The organism is Lacticaseibacillus styriensis (assembly GCF_030770295.1).
Taxonomy (GTDB): Bacteria; Bacillota; Bacilli; order Lactobacillales; family Lactobacillaceae; genus Lacticaseibacillus; species Lacticaseibacillus casei.
Genome location: NZ_CP132483.1, coordinates 1,766,955 through 1,786,049, shown reverse-complemented (window position 1 = coordinate 1,786,049; position 19,095 = coordinate 1,766,955). Strand labels below are relative to the sequence as shown.

At 47.3% G+C, this 19,095-nt stretch carries 17 protein-coding genes; 10 read left to right on the top strand and 7 right to left on the bottom strand.

The window, feature by feature from the left end:
- Positions 1-288 precede the first annotated feature (288 nt).
- The 4 genes from purD to nrdG all read left to right on the top strand — a co-directional run bounded on the left by purD (position 289) and on the right by nrdG (position 5,219).
- On the top strand, positions 289-1,533 hold the full coding sequence (gene purD, locus LACSTY_RS08570) for a phosphoribosylamine--glycine ligase (RefSeq protein ID WP_087912325.1): 1,245 nt from the start codon (positions 289-291) through the stop codon (positions 1,531-1,533).
- Positions 1,534-1,745: 212 nt separating this feature from the next.
- Positions 1,746-2,189, top strand: a complete 444-nt coding sequence (locus LACSTY_RS08565) for a CopY/TcrY family copper transport repressor (protein ID WP_087912324.1) — start codon at positions 1,746-1,748, stop codon at positions 2,187-2,189.
- The gene (locus LACSTY_RS08560) at positions 2,179-4,425 is read left to right on the top strand and encodes a heavy metal translocating P-type ATPase (RefSeq protein ID WP_087912323.1); all 2,247 of its coding nucleotides are present in this window, start codon (positions 2,179-2,181) and stop codon (positions 4,423-4,425) included. The genes LACSTY_RS08565 and LACSTY_RS08560 overlap by 11 nt, the downstream gene beginning before the upstream one ends.
- A 215-nt stretch (positions 4,426-4,640) precedes the next feature.
- Positions 4,641-5,219, top strand: coding sequence for an anaerobic ribonucleoside-triphosphate reductase activating protein (nrdG, locus tag LACSTY_RS08555; RefSeq protein WP_049171719.1), 579 nt, complete (start codon positions 4,641-4,643; stop codon positions 5,217-5,219).
- 482 nt (positions 5,220-5,701) lie between these two features.
- Here nrdG and LACSTY_RS08550 read toward each other — a convergent pair whose 3' ends face one another.
- Positions 5,702-6,781 carry a sensor histidine kinase gene (locus tag LACSTY_RS08550; RefSeq protein WP_087912322.1) on the bottom strand — a complete coding sequence of 360 codons (1,080 nt, stop codon included), beginning with the start codon at positions 6,779-6,781 and terminating at the stop codon, positions 5,702-5,704.
- A gap of 9 nt (positions 6,782-6,790) precedes the next feature.
- Positions 6,791-7,465, bottom strand: a complete 675-nt coding sequence (locus tag LACSTY_RS08545; RefSeq protein WP_010487816.1) for a response regulator transcription factor — start codon at positions 7,463-7,465, stop codon at positions 6,791-6,793.
- 167 nt (positions 7,466-7,632) lie between these two features.
- On the opposite strand from LACSTY_RS08545, the gene LACSTY_RS08540 reads away from it, so the two are divergent.
- On the top strand, positions 7,633-8,403 hold the full coding sequence (locus LACSTY_RS08540) for an ABC transporter ATP-binding protein (RefSeq protein WP_025012701.1): 771 nt from the start codon (positions 7,633-7,635) through the stop codon (positions 8,401-8,403).
- Positions 8,387-10,462: an ABC transporter permease gene (locus LACSTY_RS08535; protein ID WP_087912321.1), complete on the top strand. Its 2,076-nt coding sequence runs from the start codon at positions 8,387-8,389 to the stop codon at positions 10,460-10,462. Before LACSTY_RS08540 ends, LACSTY_RS08535 begins: the two co-directional genes overlap by 17 nt.
- Before the next feature lie 200 nt (positions 10,463-10,662).
- Here LACSTY_RS08535 and tnpA read toward each other — a convergent pair whose 3' ends face one another.
- The gene (gene tnpA / locus LACSTY_RS08530; RefSeq protein WP_087912320.1) at positions 10,663-11,133 is read right to left on the bottom strand and encodes an IS200/IS605 family transposase; all 471 of its coding nucleotides are present in this window, start codon (positions 11,131-11,133) and stop codon (positions 10,663-10,665) included.
- A gap of 74 nt (positions 11,134-11,207) precedes the next feature.
- On the opposite strand from tnpA, the gene LACSTY_RS08525 reads away from it, so the two are divergent.
- A complete protein-coding gene (locus LACSTY_RS08525) occupies positions 11,208-12,458 on the top strand; it encodes an RNA-guided endonuclease InsQ/TnpB family protein (RefSeq protein WP_087912319.1) in 1,251 nt (416 codons plus the stop codon).
- Between the two features lie 153 nt (positions 12,459-12,611).
- Here the strand turns inward: LACSTY_RS08525 and LACSTY_RS08520 are convergent, their stop codons facing one another.
- Positions 12,612-13,133 (bottom strand): monooxygenase, encoded by a 522-nt coding sequence (locus tag LACSTY_RS08520; protein ID WP_087912318.1) that lies wholly within the window; start codon positions 13,131-13,133, stop codon positions 12,612-12,614.
- 68 nt (positions 13,134-13,201) lie between these two features.
- Between LACSTY_RS08520 and LACSTY_RS08515 the strand changes: the two genes are divergently transcribed.
- The 3 genes from LACSTY_RS08515 (at position 13,202) to LACSTY_RS08505 (ending at position 15,908) form a co-directional block, all read left to right on the top strand.
- On the top strand, positions 13,202-13,939 hold the full coding sequence (locus tag LACSTY_RS08515) for an MBL fold metallo-hydrolase (RefSeq protein ID WP_087912317.1): 738 nt from the start codon (positions 13,202-13,204) through the stop codon (positions 13,937-13,939).
- Positions 13,940-14,190: 251 nt separating this feature from the next.
- Positions 14,191-14,589, top strand: coding sequence for a transcriptional regulator SpxA (spxA, locus tag LACSTY_RS08510; protein WP_010487825.1), 399 nt, complete (start codon positions 14,191-14,193; stop codon positions 14,587-14,589).
- Positions 14,590-15,224: 635 nt separating this feature from the next.
- The gene (locus tag LACSTY_RS08505; RefSeq protein WP_010487827.1) at positions 15,225-15,908 is read left to right on the top strand and encodes an adaptor protein MecA; all 684 of its coding nucleotides are present in this window, start codon (positions 15,225-15,227) and stop codon (positions 15,906-15,908) included.
- A gap of 114 nt (positions 15,909-16,022) precedes the next feature.
- Here LACSTY_RS08505 and LACSTY_RS08500 read toward each other — a convergent pair whose 3' ends face one another.
- The 3 genes from LACSTY_RS08500 to LACSTY_RS08490 all read right to left on the bottom strand — a co-directional run bounded on the left by LACSTY_RS08500 (position 16,023) and on the right by LACSTY_RS08490 (position 19,090).
- Positions 16,023-17,840 carry a glycerophosphoryl diester phosphodiesterase membrane domain-containing protein gene (locus LACSTY_RS08500; RefSeq protein ID WP_087912316.1) on the bottom strand — a complete coding sequence of 606 codons (1,818 nt, stop codon included), beginning with the start codon at positions 17,838-17,840 and terminating at the stop codon, positions 16,023-16,025.
- Positions 17,837-18,778, bottom strand: a complete 942-nt coding sequence (locus LACSTY_RS08495) for a dihydroorotate oxidase (RefSeq protein ID WP_087912315.1) — start codon at positions 18,776-18,778, stop codon at positions 17,837-17,839. Before LACSTY_RS08495 ends, LACSTY_RS08500 begins: the two co-directional genes overlap by 4 nt.
- A gap of 129 nt (positions 18,779-18,907) precedes the next feature.
- Entirely contained in the window at positions 18,908-19,090 is a 183-nt protein-coding gene (locus tag LACSTY_RS08490; RefSeq protein WP_087912314.1) for a hypothetical protein, read from the bottom strand.
- Positions 19,091-19,095 lie beyond the last annotated feature (5 nt).

Sequence of the window (19,095 nt, the reverse complement as noted above, 5' to 3'; positions counted from 1 at the left end):
CAGTGCAGGTCTTGGGCCATTGCGGTCAAGGTCCTTACACGCAGGTTTCTGGGCTGGCGAACGCGTTTTGGCGTCAGAAAGCTACAGTGCTGGTCTTTGCCATTTAGGGCTAGATGTCCTTATACGTAGACTTCTGTGCCAGTGAACGCGTTTTGGCATCAGAAAGCTGCAGTGTCGGTCTTAGGTCATTTATGCTCAACACCCTCACACAAAATTTTTACGCCAGCAAACGCGTAAATGCCACCCTCATCACCCACAAATATGCGCCCATACGCGCGAGGAGGTTTTATGAAACAGGTTCTTGTCATTGGCGGCGGTGCCAGAGAAAGTGCCCTTGCGCTAAAATTCAACCAGTCGCCACAAGTTGACCACGTCTATGTGGCACCCGGTAATCCGGCTATGACGCTTTTAGGCGTTGAGCCAATTGGTATAAAAGAAGCCGAAGTGCCGGAACTGATTCAGTTTGCCCGGGATCATCAGATTGATTTGACGTTTGTCGGTCCTGAAGTACCCTTGGCGGCTGGCATTGTCGATGCTTTTCAAGAAGCTCATCAGCCGATTTTTGGCGTGACGAAAAAACTCGCCCAACTCGAATCCAGTAAGACGTTTGCCAAAGACTTTATGAATCGCCACCATCTTCCGACCGCTGCCAGCAAAACCGTCCACAGTGCACTGGAAGCCCATGCCGAGGCAACGTTAATGGGATTACCAATTGTTCTTAAAAAAGATGGTCTTGCCGCCGGAAAAGGGGTCGTCATTGCCCAAGACGCCGCTGCCTTGGACGATGCGATTGATCGACTTTATGAGGGGCACCCAGATGCAACGGTGCTTCTTGAACAATACCTTGAAGGGGAAGAAGCATCGGTGATGGCGCTTTTCAATGGTCAAAACCGCGTGATTTTACCATTGTCGCAGGATCATAAACGCCGGTTCGCGGCCGATCGTGGGCCTAACACCGGTGGCATGGGCGCCATTAGTCCGCTACCACAATTCACTGCCGACCAAGTAGAGGCAGCTGAGGCATTAGTTGATGCGACGTTGGCAGGGATGCAGGAGGATGGTCTTAGCGGGCAAGGCGTGATGTACATCGGCCTGATTTTTACCGCTGATGGTCCTAAAATTTTGGAATACAACATGCGCTTTGGTGATCCGGAAACACAGGTGCTGTTACCTCAGATCGAAAATGATTTTTATCAGTTGGTAACGGATTTGTTGAACGGCCAACAACCGGATTTGAAGTTAAATGGCCAATCCTACGCGTGCTTTGTTGCGGTAAATCCGGATTATCCCGGTTCAGGATTAAAGCAGGTCCCGGTGATTGTGCCAAAAGACTGGCCGATTGGCACCTGGTTGCCAGCAGGCGTTAACCTGATGGAAAACGGCTGGATTAGCAGTTCAGGCCGAATTTTCTCGGTCGTAGAGGCGGCACCAACTCTTTCTGAAGCTATTATGAAGGCTAAAAAGGCCATGGAAAGTGTCCAAGGGGTTTTAGATTATCGCACTGACATTGGTTTCCATGCGGTCAAAGCCTGAAGAAAACAATCAGCGGTAAAGCCTGATTTTGGCGAATAGCATTAACGAAATAGGCACTGTGACAGTTTCTTGTCGCGGTGCCTATTTGTATGTCCATTTTTTCAGGATGCGCAGGCATTTCCAAATAAAATTAAAAAATTGATATTGACATTCATCGTTTACAGTTGTAAATTATAAGCGTTGAAAGATTACAAGTGTAAACGGAGGCAATTATGGAAACACCAACAGTCGACATCTCCCAATCGGAATGGGAGGTCATGCGTATTATTTGGACACTCGGACCTTTAAAAAGCAGCACGCTTGCCGCTATTTTGGCGGATAAGATGGGCTGGAAGGTTGCAACTACCAAAACCTTTTTAGGACGCTTGGTTAAAAAAGGCGCACTTGTAACGGAAAAACAAGGTCGTGAATTTTTGTACCATGCTACGGTCGGCGAGCAAGCATCCATGGATGCAGCAGTGACTGAGCTGTTTAGCCATTTATGCCAGATGAAAATAGGCAAGACATTGGATCACTTGATAACGCACGTGACTTTATCAAAACACGACATCAACGACCTACAACAAACATTGACAGCCAAGCTGCCGGATGCACCGACAATGGTCAGCTGCAATTGCTTGCCAGAAGGGTGTAAGGAGGAAGTTCATGAAGGATAGTAAGATGGAACATGCAAACGGAACGACTGGAAAAACCAGTGAGATGCAACATGAGCACATGCAACATGATGATATGGCGGATATGCCAATGGACAATGAACAGATGGGGCACCAAGCTGGTATGGAAACCATGGCCATGGACCAGGGAACCATGGCTCATGGTCAAATGAATCATGGCGACATGCATATGAGCCATGGTGACATGAGCCATATGGATATGCATCACGGCGATATGTCGCATATGGACATGGATCACGGTGGTGGTCATATGATGCATATGGGCAATCTCAAGCAAAAGTTCTGGGTCAGCCTGATTGTGATGATTCCAGTGCTTTTGCTTTCCCAGTTTATGGGGATGAACATCCACTTAGGCGCTTTGCAACTACCGATCGTATTTCCCGGATCTGACTGGCTGGTTCTGATTTTATCGTCATTTCTGTTCTTCTATGGTGGCTGGCCATTTTTGACCGGAGCTAAATCCGAATTGCAACAGCGGCAGCCAGCGATGATGACGCTGATTGCAATGGGCATTACCGTTGCTTATGGTTATTCACTTTACGCGTTTGTGATGAATCATTTTATCGCGCCGAATGGTATGGTCATGGATTTCTTCTGGGAACTGGCAACATTGATCGTGATCATGCTGTTAGGGCACTGGATTGAAATGAATGCGGTCATGGCAGCGGGCAATGCGGTCGAGAAACTTGCGGCGTTGCTGCCAAGCCAAGCGCATGTCGTGCATGGCGATCACGTGATGGACATGCCGTTAGCAGAAGTTCAGGTCGGCACGCGTTTGCGCGTTCTGGCAGGTGAACAGATGCCGGCTGATGGCCAGATCGTCAGTGGTAGCAGTAGTGTGAATGAATCCCTAGTTACCGGTGAAGCCAAAGCCATTCATAAAGCTGAAGGCGATCGGGTCATTGGTGGATCAGTCAATGGTGATGGCGTCATTGAAATCAAAGTCACCGGTACTGGCGAAAGCGGCTACCTGTCGCAAGTGATGAAGCTGGTTCAAAGTGCCCAGGCCAATAAGAGTAAGGCAGAAGGGATGGCCGACAAAGTTGCTGGCTGGCTTTTCTACGCAGCATTAGCAGTCGGTATTCTGGCATTCTTCATTTGGCTAACAGATGGAGCGGCAATTGCCTTTGAACGCATGGTCACCGTTTTCATCATTGCCTGCCCGCACGCACTGGGACTGGCAATTCCATTGGTCATCGCGCGTAGCACCAGTATTGGCGCAACCAATGGCTTATTGATTCGTAATCGTCAGGCACTTGAAACTGCCAAACATGCGAAGTTTATCTTAATGGACAAAACCGGTACGTTGACTGAAGGTAAATTCACCGTTGCCAAAACCGTTGCATTTGCCAATCATGATGAAGCCCAAGTCTTAGCCTTGATGGCCGCACTTGAGAGTCATTCAGAGCATCCGCTGGCAACCGGCATTAAAGCCGCAGCCAAGGAACAGCAATTAAATGTACCTGCTGCTCAAAATGTTCAGGTACTCAAGGGTATTGGTCTTCAAGGCGAAGTTGATGGCCAAGCTTATACCATCGTCAATGCGCGTTACTTGAAAGACCATCAGTTAAGTTATGATCAGGCCCAAGCCGATCATTTGGCGGCTGCCGGGAACTCATTGGCCTTCTTACTACAGAAGGATCAGGTTTTAGGGATGGTAGCTGAAGGCGATCAGTTGAAGCCATCAAGCAAGCCGTTCGTAGCGGCCTTGAAGCGTCAAGGGATCACACCAGTTATGTTGACTGGTGACAATCATGAAACAGCCAAGAAGGTTGCGGACCAGCTGGGGTTAACCGATTTTCAGGCAGAGCTCAAGCCTGAAGATAAAGTTGCTCAGGTCAAGGCTTATCAGCAGCGTGGCGTTGTGATGATGGTCGGCGATGGTGTCAACGATGCGCCTAGTCTGGCTCAAGCAGATATCGGGGTAGCAATCGGTGCTGGTACCGATGTGGCCATTGATACGGCCGATGTGGTTCTGGTTCACAGCGACCCGGCTGATATTCTTAACTTCTTATCGCTGGCAAAGGCGACGAACCGCAAAATGGTGCAGAACCTTTGGTGGGGAGCTGGCTACAACATTTTAGCCATTCCGTTGGCAGCTGGTATCCTGGCGCCGATTGGTTTCATTCTCAGTCCGGCAGTCGGCGCGGCGATCATGTCGTTATCAACGATCGTGGTTGCGTTAAATGCCATGACGCTGCATTTGAACCGTGCTTAGAATAATCAAGCTTTGATATGAATACCGGCTCGCCATCAAGATATAGATGACAAGCCGGTATTTTGTGTACAACTAATACTATATATTGGGGTTAAAAGATGATACGATAAAAAAGACTTACCAAACAAGGTGCCGGTTTACCGACCAGCACTTCGGTAGAAACCAAGTCTTACACTGCATCGCTACAATGACTTCAGAAAGAGGCAGATATTGTTATGACCACCAATCGCTTACCACAGAATCCTAAACCTAAGGAATGGCTCGCTAGCGACCTTTCCCAGCAACGTATTGCGGATTACAAACCATTTAACTTTGTGGATGGCGAAGGTGTGCGTTGTAGTTTATACGTATCTGGCTGCCGGTTTGCCTGCCCCGGCTGTTACAATCGGGTTGCCCAGAATTTTCGATATGGGAAACCTTACACTCAGGAGTTAGAAGATCAGATTATTGAAGATCTTAGTCAGTCATATGTACAAGGGCTGACATTATTGGGCGGCGAACCGTTTTTGAACACGCAGGTATGCATTCGGTTATGCCGCCGGATTCGGCAGGAATTTGGCCACGACAAAGACATCTGGAGTTGGAGCGGGTACACATACGAGGAACTGATGCAGGATTCTGAAGATAAGTTGACGTTATTAGGGCTCATCGACATCCTGGTCGACGGCCGCTTCTTACTGGCACAAAAAGATTTAACCTTACAATTTCGCGGCAGCGCCAATCAACGCATCATCGACGTGCCGGCAACGCAAGCGGCTGGCGAGATTAAACTTTGGAAGAACCTGATTCGCTAACATAAAAAAAGAACGAGTGACTTCCGACATGCAGTTTAATGCAGAAAGTCACTCGTTCTTTTTTTGTTAGATGTTGCTGACTAAAAGGCGCATGAGTCTGCGTCATAATTTATAGCTACAATGAAAAGGTGGACACACTCTGCAATAATGAGGGTAGTATGCTTCCTTTTTGTTTCCGTGAGGTAATATGATTGGGTTATTTAAGACGTTAGTGCCAAAGCGGAGCAATCGTAGGCCAGATGGGGCTCAGCCGTGCAAACAACACAGCGACCGATCTTGTCGCTGATGTTGTTAGGCGACTTTGAGACAGCGGTTTTCTGGCTCAAAGCGCCGTCTCCGCTCTAGCTTCGCTTCGCCACCCCAGCTGGCCGGAGATTGCGGAGTTTGGCATGGCAAGGAACGTATTGCCTAAAACTGTTTGATCGTTCAAAATTCACTAATCTATGAACGTTCTTGCAAAATTATGGCTCAGCCTCATGCATTTAACTATTAGAAGATTGCTCGCGGTTGGTTTTGGGATGATGGACCGTTTGGCCGGGATCACTGTAATAGCTGACATATGGAAAATGAATGGTCACGGTGGTCCCTTGGTTGATCACGGACGTCAGCGTCAAATGATGGCCAAGTTTTTCGGAAAGCTTTTCCGCCAAAAAGAGCCCCAAACCAGTTGATTTGTGATTCGATATCCGTCCATTGCTCCCAGTAAAGCCTTTTTCAAACACACGATGTTGTTCATCTTTAGGAATGCCAATGCCAGTGTCGGTAATCATGAGCTGGGTTTCTTTGCCGGTATTGCGAATGGTAGCACTGATGCGGCCGCCTTCCGGTGTGTATTTCACGGCATTTGAAATCAGTTGCGCCAAAATAAACCGCAGCCACTTATTATCGGTTAGCACGGTTTGATCCTCGCCATTAAGCTTAAATGACAGGCGTTTGTTGATAAACCCGTTCCGCTGACTGGCGACGACATCATTTACAAGTGGTTTTAACGGCGTGTTGTGCAGCAGATAATCTTTGGAAAAACTGTCGAGTCGGGAGTAGTACAAAACTTGCTCGACATAAAATTCGATCTGATCCAATTGCAAATTAAGATTATCGAGTTTGTCGTCCGGTACTTGCCCTTCAAAACTCTCAGCCAAAAGCGAAACCGCCGCTAGCGGCACTTTAATTTCATGGACCCAGGAATCAATGAAGTCTTTTTGATCTTGTTGCTGGGCTAATAAGGCGGTAATCTGTTGGCGATGCAGCGTCAGCATTTGGTTGTACGTATCGGCAACAACTTGTTCGAGGCCTGATTCGCCACCAGGCAGCGGCCAGTCCAGCGCCGCATCCTTGGCCTCTTGACGGTCATGAAGTTGGGCCGCAAACCGCCGAATTCGGCCAAAGTGGGCCACAAAAAAAGCGCTCGCAACAAGTGTTACTAATAACACTGCGTACCAGAGTGTTGACATTTTAACTCGATGTTGAGGATCCAGCCAGATAATGATGGCCGCTAACCCAACACATAAAATGTAACCGCCAATAGGCCACAGGTGGTCTTTGACGTAATCGCGAAAACGCATGGCAGCCTCCTAAGGAACGATATAGCCCTGACCGACTTTGGTTTGGATATAATCTTTTAAGCCGGCTTCTTCGATTTTTTTGCGCAACCGATTGATGTTAACCGTTAGCGTATTATCGTCAACAAAACGTTCATCTTGCCAGAGATCTTTAAGGAGACGGGACCGGCTGACGATCTGCCCATGTTGCCGCATGAGGATCTGCAGTAACTTGTACTCGTTTTTTGAAAGGTTGATTTCATTATCATTAACCTGCGCCATTCCGTTTTTTAGGTTCAACATAAGGCCGTTGTGTTCCAAAACATCCGTGCCTTGATCGGCGTAATTATAGGTTCGGCGCAACAGTGCGTTGATTTTGGCGATCAAAACTTCCATCGCAAACGGTTTATTTAAGAAATCATCGGCGCCCATGTTCATGGCCATGACCATGTCCATATTGGTGTTGCGGCTTGAGATAAAGATGACCGGCACCTTAGAGACTTCGCGAATCTTTTGGACCCAATAATAGCCGTCAAAAACCGGCAGATTGATGTCCAATAAAACCAAGTGAGGCTTTTCTTGCAGAAAATCATCGAATACAGCGTTAAAATCAGTCACAACGACTGGTTCGAACTGCCATTTTTTTAGGTTGTCAGCGATCAGGCCGCTGATGGTCTGATCATCCTCTACGATCATGATTTTAAACACGTGATCAACTCCATTCCTGCACTTATCGTATAAGTTTTGGCCAGGAAGCACAAGCCGCGAGAACAGTTGGTTAATAAGAAAATATCGCTGACATGGGCAGTTTGTCAGTGAGGACGATGAACAGCAGTCACCACTGGTTTTTGGTAGAATGATGACGGAGGTAAGCCATGGCAATTTTAGAAGTATCTAATTTAAGTAAAATCTTTGGACAGCGACATGATCGGGTTCGCGCTTTAAATGACCTTAGCTTTCAGGTTGCAGCCGGTGAATTCATCGGTATCATGGGGCCAAGTGGTGCCGGGAAGTCGACCTTGCTGAATATTTTGGCCACGATTGAAACGCCTAGCACAGGTAAGGTCAAAATTGCCGGATATGATCTGGAAGCTTTGAATGAAAGCCAACAAGCCGCATTCCGCCGTGACCATCTGGGCTTTGTTTTTCAGGATTTTAATCTGTTAGATGATATGACGGTCGCGCAAAATGTCCTTTTACCACTGACGTTACAGCGTCATGTTCAACCAGATCGCGCTGAACGTCTCCGGACGGTGTCCCAGCATCTCAATTTAGACCCGTTATTAAAAGCGTTTCCCGGTGAATTAAGCATGGGACAGCGGCAGCGGGTGGCGGCTGCACGGGCGGTGATCACGCAGCCGAGCCTGCTGCTGGCTGATGAACCGACTGGAAGCCTTGACTCATTGGCAGCTACAGACTTTTTGCGGTATCTCCAGCAGTTAAATCAGCAGGAGAAAACCACAATTTTGATGGTCACCCATGATCCGTTTACGGCTAGTTTTGCCAGTCGGATTATTTTCATTAAAGATGGCGCGTTTTTTGCTGAAGTAACCCGCGGCAAATCCCGTGAACAGTTCTTTGATCGCATCATTGATATGGAAGCGACGGTAAGCGGAGGAGGCCATGCACGTGTGGCAACAGATTAAGACCAACCTTGTGCGACATCGGCACGAAGATGGCTTGCAGATCATGATCGCTGCGTTAATCAACGCCATTATGTATGCGATTGGCGCGGTGGCGAACAATCGGTTGATTTTAACCGATGCCAGCAAGCGCCTAGGCAGTCTGGATATTGTACCCAGTCTGTTAATGATTGTCATGGTCCTGCTCGCTTTGTTTTCGATCAGTTTCCTATTGTATTTAAATAGCCTGTTAATTGCCCGCCGTGATCAGGAGATCGGCTTATACCGACTATTGGGATTATCTGGAGCCAAACTTGGCCTGACCGTGTTTATTGAAAGCTTGATTGTCGGTGCTATCGGGTTTGTGGCTGGTGTCTTGCTTGGACTTATTCTGTCGCCATTGTTAGGCATGGTGTTGATCCGCTTGATGGCCTTGCATACGCCGATTGGTTTTATGGTTTCGCCGTCAGCGTTGCTGGATGTTTTGACATTGATGGGCGTTGTCTATCTGTTAGTCGGTGCGGTTAACGCCATTTATGTTCAAAATCCACTCCGGCAATTCATTCGGCAACAAGATGTGCCGGTTGCGCCTAAACCGCAGACTTGGTGGCGGTTTTGGCTTGGCATTGGCGGTTTTACGTTACTGGTCGGTAGTTTATTAACCATGTTACGCCTGTTGCCGATTAGCGGCAGTTTAATGCGCTTGCTGCCATGGATTCCGGGTCGAATGATGCTGCCGATTTTATTGGTCGTAGTCGTGGCAGCTTTGTTACTGGGGCTATTTTTAGTCTTCGCCGACTTCCTTCCAGGATTGGTGGCGTGGTTTCAACGTCGTCATGAGATGCAGACCCGCAATGCAAGTGGGATTTCCCGTCATCTGATTATCAAAAGGTTGCAAGGCAATGCCCATTCATTGTGGTTGACGACTCTTCTTTGCGCGGTGACGATTACGATGCTGGGCAGTTCAGTCATGCTTTTTCAATACAAGCAGGAGCTGGTATTGCGCGAAATTCCAACGACTGTCGTGGCCTCCGGTGTCGGCGTCGATAATGTGACCGACGTTTTGAAAAAAGCCAAGGTTAAGCCGACCCATGCGGTTACCATTTCGTCTAAATTAGTCTATGCCGAGATTCGGTTACGGGATCAGGTCGGGCAGGTTCGCGAGCAGCCTGGTGTTTACAATGTTGTTGCAATGCGTGATTATCGGCGGGCAGCACGACTGCAAAAGGGTTTAACGCCAGTTCGATTACGCCAACAGGAAGCTCAGCTAATGTTGCCAAACAGAACCGGGTTTCGACCGGTTGGCGCGCGGCGTAATCCGGATCGGGCGATTATGTTACCAGGCAGTGATACGTCACTTCGGCTCACCCAGACAACCAATCTTTTTCCAACTGGCAGTAACAACTATTTTGATCGGGGATTACTGGTTAGTGACCAGACATTTGACATGTTAGAAGGCACCCCGGACCGGCTATATATGGCTAAGCTGCCAAAAAACAAGACCGCGCGACGGGCACTGGCACAACTGCAGCATCTGGACAATAGCCAGAATCTACAGGAATACGTCAATATAGGTGACAATGAGCTGGCAGGCGATGATTTGACGGTCACTAATCGGGTGCGTACCAAAATGAACTTCTGGCGCAATCCGATCGGGCTGCAAGCATCGCAACAAAATTTCGTCAGTACGTTATATGGCTTTTTACTATTTTTGATCTTACTGTTAAGTGGCGTTTTTGTGGTCGCAACCGGCAGTATTTTATTGCTCAAACAAGTCATCGCCGTTCGTCAGGAGACTCGGCATTTTCAGATACTGAAGCATCTGGGGATGGATCCGCAACAGATTCGACACACGATTTATCGCCAGGCGGGGGTTGTTTTCGCCGTCCCACTTGTATTCGGTATTATCATGGCACTGTGTGTGATCAGCGTGATGACCAATTATCTTGATAATCCGCCGTCGCGTTATCTCGGTCTGATGATTGCCATTTATGCCGGGATTGACTGGCTGTTTTATCAGGCGACTGTGCATGTCATGATTCGTATGGTTGATGGGCCGGTTAGCCGGTGGGTTAGCGACTGATGAAAATGCATCAAAAAGCACCAGAATGACCAGCGAAGATCAGCGATAACGGTGGTTAGTTATCGGGGAATCGGTTCCGCCGAATTCTGGTGCTTTGATGTTAGCCGAATACTGGCCGGGTCACGTGACGGGTATGTTAAAAATTTTCCAGCTGCATGATCGGCTTGTTTTAATTATGGCTGGCCGGAAATCCAGTGACTTTAGTCATGGGATGGATAGGCCCTGTCAACGCCTGTTAGGTTTTTTAGTTCGTTGTACTTTTGGTTGTTGATGTAATTCTCAACGACGTCCTTGCTCATATTGCCAAGTGTACTCATGTAGTAGCTGGGTGACCATAAATGTCCGCTCCAATCTTGAGAATGACGAATTTCCGGATGTCGTTTGAGAAAGATAAAGGCACTTCTACCCTTGAGCGCCTTGATGGCACTGGTTGGTGCCTTGCTAGGCGGAAAACTGATCAAGACATGGACATGATCGGGCATGACTGCCATTTTTTCGATCACAATCTCATTATCATCGGCAACCTTTTGTAAAATGTTCTTCATTTCATCTGCCAGTTCCTTAGTCGCAAAAGTTTGATTGCGATATTTCGTGACCCAGATCAAATGGTAATGAAAATTATAGATATAGCGTCTGGTATAAATTGCGTCTTGGAATTTTCCTTTAGTCATAAAAGTCACCTCAATTGTTAGAGTCATTGTCCAATGCTATAATACCATTACAGCAAGAAAAGAGGTGAGATTAAATGAAGTCAATGGCACAATTAGAATATCATTATGGCTTGAAGGTTCGCATCTACCCAAGTGACCATCAAAAGAAATTGATTAAGCTGAACAGCGATGCCAGTCGCTTCGTCTATAACGAGATGGTTGCGATTGGTAAAGAGCTCTGGCAATTAAAACAAGTTAAGCTACCAATTGATACGGTTCAAGATCGAATCAAGCAGCTTGAACTACGGCAAAATGCCAAGCAGCTGTCAAATCATTTCCAATTCTTAGAAGACAAGCGAATTGACAGTCTTGCTAAGGCTAACGCTATCCAGAACTACCGCAAGGCATGGAAAGCCTTTCGGAAGGTTCATAGTACTGGCGTCCCAAAATTCCACCGCAAAAGCTATGCGTGGGGCTATCAGACTAATTGCCAATATATCCAGCAGAAAACGACGCAGCTAACCAACGGGACCGTCTGCTTTGAAGATGGCAAGCACATTTTAGTGCCTAAGTTAGGTCGGCTACGCATTAAAGGCTCCCACAAACGATTACTGAATCGGAAAGCAGAAACTCGTATTGGCACGGTCACGATTACTAAGGACGCCGCAGACCGTTTCTTTTTATCCATGCAGCTGGGTTCTGATACACCCTTCATGACGAAGCCTGCCAAGACCAACCGACAAACTGGCATTGACCTCAACACGGAAAACTTCTTGACCACCAGTGATGGCAAAGTCGTAGCCAACCCGCGCTACTATCGAACAATTAAGGGACGATTGGCTAAGGAACAACGCATTTTGTCACGCCGTGCTCGAAGGGCAAAGAAAGAGCATCGGCCGTTACGGAACAGTAAAAATTACCAAAAACAGCGCTTGGTAGTTGCCAAAATTCATGCCAAGGTTCTAGATCGCCGTAAGAACTTCCTGCACAACGTCTCAACCACACTCATCAAGAACCACGATTTGGTGGTTGCAGAGGAATTGCGAAGTAAGAACTTACTAAAAAATCATGCCTTGGCCATGAGTATCGCAGACGTAGGCTGGCGTACATTCTTAGGCATGCTAACTTACAAGGCCGACCTTTATGGTCGCCAGTTTATAACGGTTAATCCTAAGAATACCACTCAAACCTGCCATCATTGCGACTTCGTCATGGGAACAGAAGGCACTGATAAGCTGACGCTTGCTGATCGAGAATGGATGTGTCCTAAATGCCAGACCCATCACGTTCGCGATCACAATGCCGCTCAGAACATACTGATCAAAGGTGTTGCTAAATTAGCCTGAATAGGCTCGTCCCTATGGCAACCTGGGGACACTAAAGGCACTGGTAATTGCCGTGTAAGACAGGCAGTTCGTAGAACTGCCTGCAGTGGTGTATCTGTGCAAATTGTGATTCAAGTGCTCGTAACAGGGGTGTTTGCTCACAAGCCACTGACTTTAGCCAGTGGTGGTTGACTCTTTTTGATGGGGGTCAATGACGGTATAACCCGCTTCATGAAAGCCATTAGCCGAAGCGGCGCGGCGAATGAACTCCTTGACTGACGAGAGCGCTGGGGTATTCTTGAACTCGTAGTAGTCATTGCTGGATTGCCAGACAGAAACCATCAGAAAATTATCAGGGTGTTTGACTTCTTGCGCCAACAGGATGTGATTTTCCCCAAGCAAGATGTCGTGGTTATCGATCAATTGTTTGATTTTTGATAAGAACACTTTGACATCGTCCGTGTCCAAATTAAAATACATGAACTGCACATAGCCGTTTTGTTCGGTTGGGCCTAAGCTCGTAATGATGTCGTAACGCAATGGCGCACTGAATGTCGCCCGGCCACTCGGATCGTAAATCATGTAATCCAGGCCGCTTTGTGCCGGCTTTAACAATTTTAGTTGGGGATCATGGCGCTCATCGAGCAATTTGACAAGGAACGACTTGCTACCGAAGACTGTTTGTATTGTGGACATACCGACCACCTCCACACTTATTATAAACTTCTTAGTGGCTTTTCAGGTTGAAAGGGAGGAAAAACTAAATGAAATTGACAGTTTTAGGTTATCTTGGCGGTTATCCGGATGCCGGCCACGCGACCAGCACCTACTTAGTTGAAAGCGGCGATTACCATTTATTAATGGATTTAGGCAGTGGCGGTCTGCTTGCCTTGGAGAAGGTTTTTGATCCATTGCAACTAGACGCCGTATTGCTGACGCATTATCACCACGATCACACGGCGGATGTCGGGGTGTTGCAATATTACTATCAGCTGCGTAAGGGTGACAAAAAAGTCTCGCCACTGCCAATTTACGGTCACACGATGGATCCGTTAAACTTTGGCAGTCTTACCTTTGGCCCGTATACACAAGGCATGGGCTACTCCGCTGACAGTACCTTGCATTTAGGACCGTTCACGATCACGTTTCTTGAGACGCAGCATCCAGTGCCAGCCTTTGCTGTGCGCATTGTTGAATCAGGGACCAATAAAGTGCTGGTCAACACAAGTGATACGCGTTACTTTCCTGGATTGGTACCGTTTGCAAAAAACGCCGATCTCTTGATGGCAGATACCAATTTTCTGGCGGATCAACCGACACCACGATGGCATTTAACCGCACCTGAGGCCGGCGGCTTAGCAAAGGATGCCGACGTCAAGCAACTCTTGTTGACACATTTGCCGCAACAACTCGACCTTGATACCTTAAAACAACAGGCTGCAAAACAAGCAGTGGGCATACCAATTTTGTTAGCGACAGATGACTTGACAATTAATGTCTGATAGTGATCATAAATGTTCACTTAAAATGAGAACTAAATGTTAAAAAATTAGTTATTATAACTTGAGCTATTTTTCACAAGAAAACTTATAAAAACGTTGATTGTGCAGAGATCTACAGAGATTTCAAAATTGGATTTTCAATTTTTAAAAAATTATTTTTCTGAATATGATTGCGCCGCTTCGAGGCAATCTCGTATACTATACCTGTAGTTGAGAAGGATTCCTCGTCAAAGAAAAAGGAGCGAGCGCTCATGGTTATTTTATACACGTCCCCAAGTTGCACATCTTGTCGGAAGGCGCGCGCCTGGTTAAAGGAAAATAAGATTCCTTTTAAAGAACGTAATATTTTTTCTGATCCATTGAACGTTGATGAAATCAAGCGGTTATTGATGATGACCGAAGAGGGTACCGAAGAAATTATTTCAACACGTTCGAAGATCTTCCAGGAGCTAGGGATTAACATCGATGAGTTATCGACTGGCACGCTGATTAAACTGGTAGCAAAATATCCGGGTTTACTGCGGCGGCCGATCATGATGGACGACAAGCGTCTTCAGGTTGGTTATAACGAAGACGAGATCCGGCGCTTTTTGCCGCGGTCTGTGCGTACCTTGGAACTTCAACAGGCGCAATTATTGGCAGGATTTTAATTTGAAAAGTCGTGGTCTTTTACCCGCGTGACTGTTGTACTTACACAAGCTAGCAGCCAATCGGTCATTAATCATAAAACAAATAACAAATTGTCTCGACACACGTATAAGTGTTGGGGCATTTTTTCGTTTTGACGAATAAATTTTTTTGGGGGGAGGATTTGGTTCTGAAATGCGTTGACTGGCCAGAAGCCTTGCAATACGGGCCTTGGTCACTGCACTGTGGCCAGATTGAGGGGTGTGGGGCAATCCGGTTCCGAAACGCGCTCGCAGGCCCAGAAACCTCCACATAAGGACCTCGAACCTAAATGGCCAAAGCCCAGCCATTTAGGTTCGAGGCCACTTATGCTCCGGTTTCTAACCGGGCCTGCTCACGCTCTGAAACGCGTTCATTGGCGCAGAAGTCTGCGTGTAAGGACCTCAGCCGCAATGGCCTAAAACCGGGCCATCACGTCTGAGGCCACTTACACTCCGACTTCTAACCGCGCCAATTCACGCTCTGTGCACTAGACTTGATCATAGCGCTTACGTGCGGTAGAATGCCTTGACGTAGTAAATCTGCTATAATGTAGTAAGTGGTCATGTGATGAACCACAGAACTCAGGGTTCCGTGACTAAAGTGAGGTGCAGCAATCATGGAAATGGAACGGATTAATGCAAATACGATCCGGGTCATGTTAGGTAACGATGATCTAGCGCAACGGGGGATTACGGTATTGGATCTGCTTGGCAATCACAAGCAGATTGAGAGCTTCTTTTACAGCATCCTCGATGAAGTTGACAAAGACCATACGTTTGCCACAAACGAGGCCGTGACGTTTCAGGTCATGCCAAGTCAATCCGGGCTCGAATTGTTGATCAGTAAGAATGGTCAAAAGAATGATGATAGCGACACCGGTTCTGATGATGACAGTACGGACACCCAAGTACCGGATTATATTCGTCAGCAGCTGCAGGGCTTAGACGCCAATGATCAACACGATCAGCAGGCAGTCGACGAAGGCGGTTATATTGACGCTAAAAAGGCTCCGCAAACCGAACTCGTTTTGAAATTAAAGGACTTTGAAGACTTTATCAGCCTTGCGCAGACGCTGCGTTTGGAAGGCGGAAAGAGCGACCTTTACCGGTATAAGCAAAATTATTACCTCGTATTAACGTTCTATCCTAATGAGATTTCCTCTAACGAAGCCCATGACGAAATGGCGGTTGCACTGGAATTTGGTGATCGTTCGCCACTATCATCCGCAGTTCTGTCCGAATATGGTAAGCGTTTGATGGAGACCAGTGCGTTAGAAACGGCACGTTATTACTTTAAATAAATAGGTTCAGTAACTGAGCGATATTGATCGTCTAAAGAAAGCCGGCACCTTTTCCAAACTGGAAAAGATGCCGGCTTTTGCGTTGTCTGTGCTCAAAAGATGTCACTCGAGGCATTAAAATGGTGCATTGTCTTCGGTTGAAAAACCATTCAAATAATTCAAGAGCTGATCAGCATAACTAGGGTGATCATTCATCTCGCGCAACGTCGTCTTTAACAGACGCAACTGATCAGTAATGATGCCATCAGCGTCCATGAACGTCATTTTCTGCATGTCATCAGGATCGTTAATGGTCCAAGCATAGACAGCTTGATGATGGTCGTGGGCTTGATCAGCAACCGTGGTAGAAAGTGTGGTTGATTCTAACGTATAGCCGCTAGCTGGCGTTTCTGGGAAAACCAACGTGTACGGTAAAATAAAGAACGTCTTAAGCTTCGGAACCCGTTTGCGCAGCGTCTTAACCACACCGTAATCAAGCGAATGTACTTGATCATGATTGGCTAATAAGCGTTTGGCATAGTGGTTGATGAATCGATCCATCATCTGCGGACTGTCCTGTGGCGTGGTTTTGATCTCCACTAGCAGTTTTTGATGAACCTGTTCAGCTGCGGCCAAATATTGGTCAAAGCTTGCGACTTTGGCTGCGTGGCCATTTTCGCGCGCGGTCAGTTGCGTGATTTCCGCCAGTGTTAGTTGATGTGGCGTCGCGTCTTTACCAGTTAGAGCCTTCAGATTCTCGTCGTGCATGACGACAAACTGATGATCCTTGGTTTCGTGAAGATCCATTTCGACATAATCTGGTTTTTCTTTGGCAGTTGCCAGAAGCGCCGGAATGGTGTTTTGAACCCCGTTGCCGTTATCGACGCCGCGGTGAGAGATCGTTAACGGCTGGGTGGTTAACGCGCCGATCAGGTAGGCATGATAAAACAGACTCGTTCCGCCGATAATCATCATGATTAAGGCAAATGCGCTCACTCTAAAAACCCAATTGCGTCGCCGCTTTGGTATTTGCACAACGTGGTCCTGACTGTCGATCAGATGAAACGTTTCCGCTTGCGAAGTCGCCAGTTGGTAAAGCATGACAGTGAAAAAGGCCGTGATCAGCAACATGGCGACTTGCAAAAGGCCGAGATTAATCGTTGCACCCAGTAGTGACCACTGTTGCCACTGCTGGTCTAGATAGGTTTGAAAAGCATACAGGCCTGCAACTAGCAGGATGGAAAGCACTAACACGGGAATCACAATCAGGATAACTGCCCATAAAGTTCGCCAGGTTTGACCGCGGGTTGCCCGCCAGCTGCGAACCACCGTTGCCCGCGGCGATTGATCACTGAGGATTAGAGCAGGCAATAAAGGCAAGAGGCGAATAGCCAGCCAAGTGCCCAATAAATAAAGCACCACGATCAAAACGGTTAAATACCACCGATCAAAGATGTAATCGATGATGAAATCAGGAATTGTCAGTTTTGCCAATAAACTGGTTTTAAAGACGATGCTTGAAAAGGGGAAGATTAACACGAAGTAAGCAATTAAACTCACAATGGTCGTGGGTGTCAGGCGCCTGGTTTTCCTAATAGTGGCGCCGGCCAGTTGCCTAAAGCTTAAGTGTGTTTGTCGATGAATGTTTTGAATGCCTAACAACAAAAATGCAAACTGCCAGTAAACAAACAACAGCAATATCAGTCCGATTAGCACCAGTAACAGTGCTGTGACCGGTTTGGCCGTGGCAATCTGTCCCAGGTTAGTCAAAGTAATATAGGGTACCTTTCCTAAGCGTAAGACTTGTTGGGCACCGAAAGTTAGTAGTGGGATGATGGCGAGACCGACAACTAAATTGGTCACGCTAATAAGCAGAAAATAGGCACCCCAGTGTCGGGCAAAGTCTTGACTATTGTGCTTGAAATACGCCCAGACTCTGATTTTTTCGTTCATGATAAGACTTTCAATTGCCCCTTGAAGTCGCTAATGGCACTGTAGCCCTTAGTTTGCATCACGGCGCGTAACTCCCGAGTTAACCGCGTGAACGCAGCGGGGCCTTCTTCTTGCAAGAGGGTACCCACCTGCACAAGACTTGCGCCGGCCAGAATTAAATCGTAAGCATCCCGGCCGTTGGTCACGCCACCGGTTCCGATTAGTTGAATCTTAGGATCGAGGCGCTGCGAAAAGGCCCGGACGTTAGCAAGTGCGATTGGTTTGGCGTAAGCACCGCCGATGCCGCCAAAGCCACCCTTAGGCTTGATCAACGCCGTGTCGGTTTCCGGATCAATCATCAGGCCGTTGCCGAGGCTGTTAATCGAATTTACGAATTTAAGCGGGAATTGATTGAGAATCGCCGCCATCTGGTCAAATTGCGCGAGGTCAAAATAAGGCGGCAACTTGACACCGGCCGGTTTGGTAAAGAAGCTAAAGAGATTGGTCAAAACTTCCTGTGTCCGGTCAAAATCATAACCGGTCTGAGGCTTGCCGGGAACATTCGGGCAGCTTAAATTGAACTCAACCAAACCGTTAAAATCTGAATCTTCAATGGCGTGGGCCATCGCCAGATTTTCTTCCATGGAAAGACCGGCAACTGACAGAAAAATCGGCTTGTCAGGATTGGCTTTTTGGAAATTCAGTGCATAGTCCAAGTAATACTCCAGACCTTCATTAGGCAACCCCATGGAATTAATCGAGCCTAGTTCTAAGCGGGCATACCGCGGGCTGGGATTGCCAAGCCGCTTTGCCTGGGTCGCGCTCTTGGTAACCAAAGTTCCGGCATCGCTTTGTGCCAGTTCATCCAGTTCGCCTTTGGTGTAGCAACGTACGCCACTGGCATTCATAAACACGTTGTCAAATTGAAACTTATCAATACTTGTATGCAGATCAGTCATGTCCACACTCCTTCAATATTTGCTGTTCCCATTTAAGCATAGAAAAGCGCCAGAAACCAGTCGCCGGCTCGCCAGCCAAACAAAAACGCCCCGGCATCGCGGAAAAGATGGCGTACGGAGCGTTAATCATTAAGTGAAGGCATTCAAAACCAAAGCAATTAAAGCAACTGCACCACTCATCAGCGTCAAACGACGAGCGCGATCAGGTGGCCGATGCCTAAGCATCAACACCAGCCAACTCAATAAACCGACAAAAGCTGAGAGAATACCAACAACAAAGACTGCCAATAAGATCATTTGAAAAGTTCGCATCTTAT

Coding starts and splice junctions, on each gene's coding strand:
- spxA (WP_010487825.1), top strand. CDS start 14,191: ATGGTTATTTTATACACGTCCCCAAGTTGCACATCTTGTCGGAAGGCG.
- LACSTY_RS08540 (WP_025012701.1), top strand. CDS start 7,633: ATGGCAATTTTAGAAGTATCTAATTTAAGTAAAATCTTTGGACAGCGA.
- LACSTY_RS08495 (WP_087912315.1), bottom strand. CDS start 18,778: ATGACTGATCTGCATACAAGTATTGATAAGTTTCAATTTGACAACGTG.
- LACSTY_RS08500 (WP_087912316.1), bottom strand. CDS start 17,840: ATGAACGAAAAAATCAGAGTCTGGGCGTATTTCAAGCACAATAGTCAA.
- LACSTY_RS08520 (WP_087912318.1), bottom strand. CDS start 13,133: ATGTCCACAATACAAACAGTCTTCGGTAGCAAGTCGTTCCTTGTCAAA.
- nrdG (WP_049171719.1), top strand. CDS start 4,641: ATGACCACCAATCGCTTACCACAGAATCCTAAACCTAAGGAATGGCTC.
- LACSTY_RS08560 (WP_087912323.1), top strand. CDS start 2,179: ATGAAGGATAGTAAGATGGAACATGCAAACGGAACGACTGGAAAAACC.
- tnpA (WP_087912320.1), bottom strand. CDS start 11,133: ATGACTAAAGGAAAATTCCAAGACGCAATTTATACCAGACGCTATATC.
- LACSTY_RS08525 (WP_087912319.1), top strand. CDS start 11,208: ATGAAGTCAATGGCACAATTAGAATATCATTATGGCTTGAAGGTTCGC.
- LACSTY_RS08515 (WP_087912317.1), top strand. CDS start 13,202: ATGAAATTGACAGTTTTAGGTTATCTTGGCGGTTATCCGGATGCCGGC.
- LACSTY_RS08550 (WP_087912322.1), bottom strand. CDS start 6,781: ATGCGTTTTCGCGATTACGTCAAAGACCACCTGTGGCCTATTGGCGGT.
- LACSTY_RS08490 (WP_087912314.1), bottom strand. CDS start 19,090: ATGCGAACTTTTCAAATGATCTTATTGGCAGTCTTTGTTGTTGGTATT.
- purD (WP_087912325.1), top strand. CDS start 289: ATGAAACAGGTTCTTGTCATTGGCGGCGGTGCCAGAGAAAGTGCCCTT.
- LACSTY_RS08565 (WP_087912324.1), top strand. CDS start 1,746: ATGGAAACACCAACAGTCGACATCTCCCAATCGGAATGGGAGGTCATG.
- LACSTY_RS08505 (WP_010487827.1), top strand. CDS start 15,225: ATGGAAATGGAACGGATTAATGCAAATACGATCCGGGTCATGTTAGGT.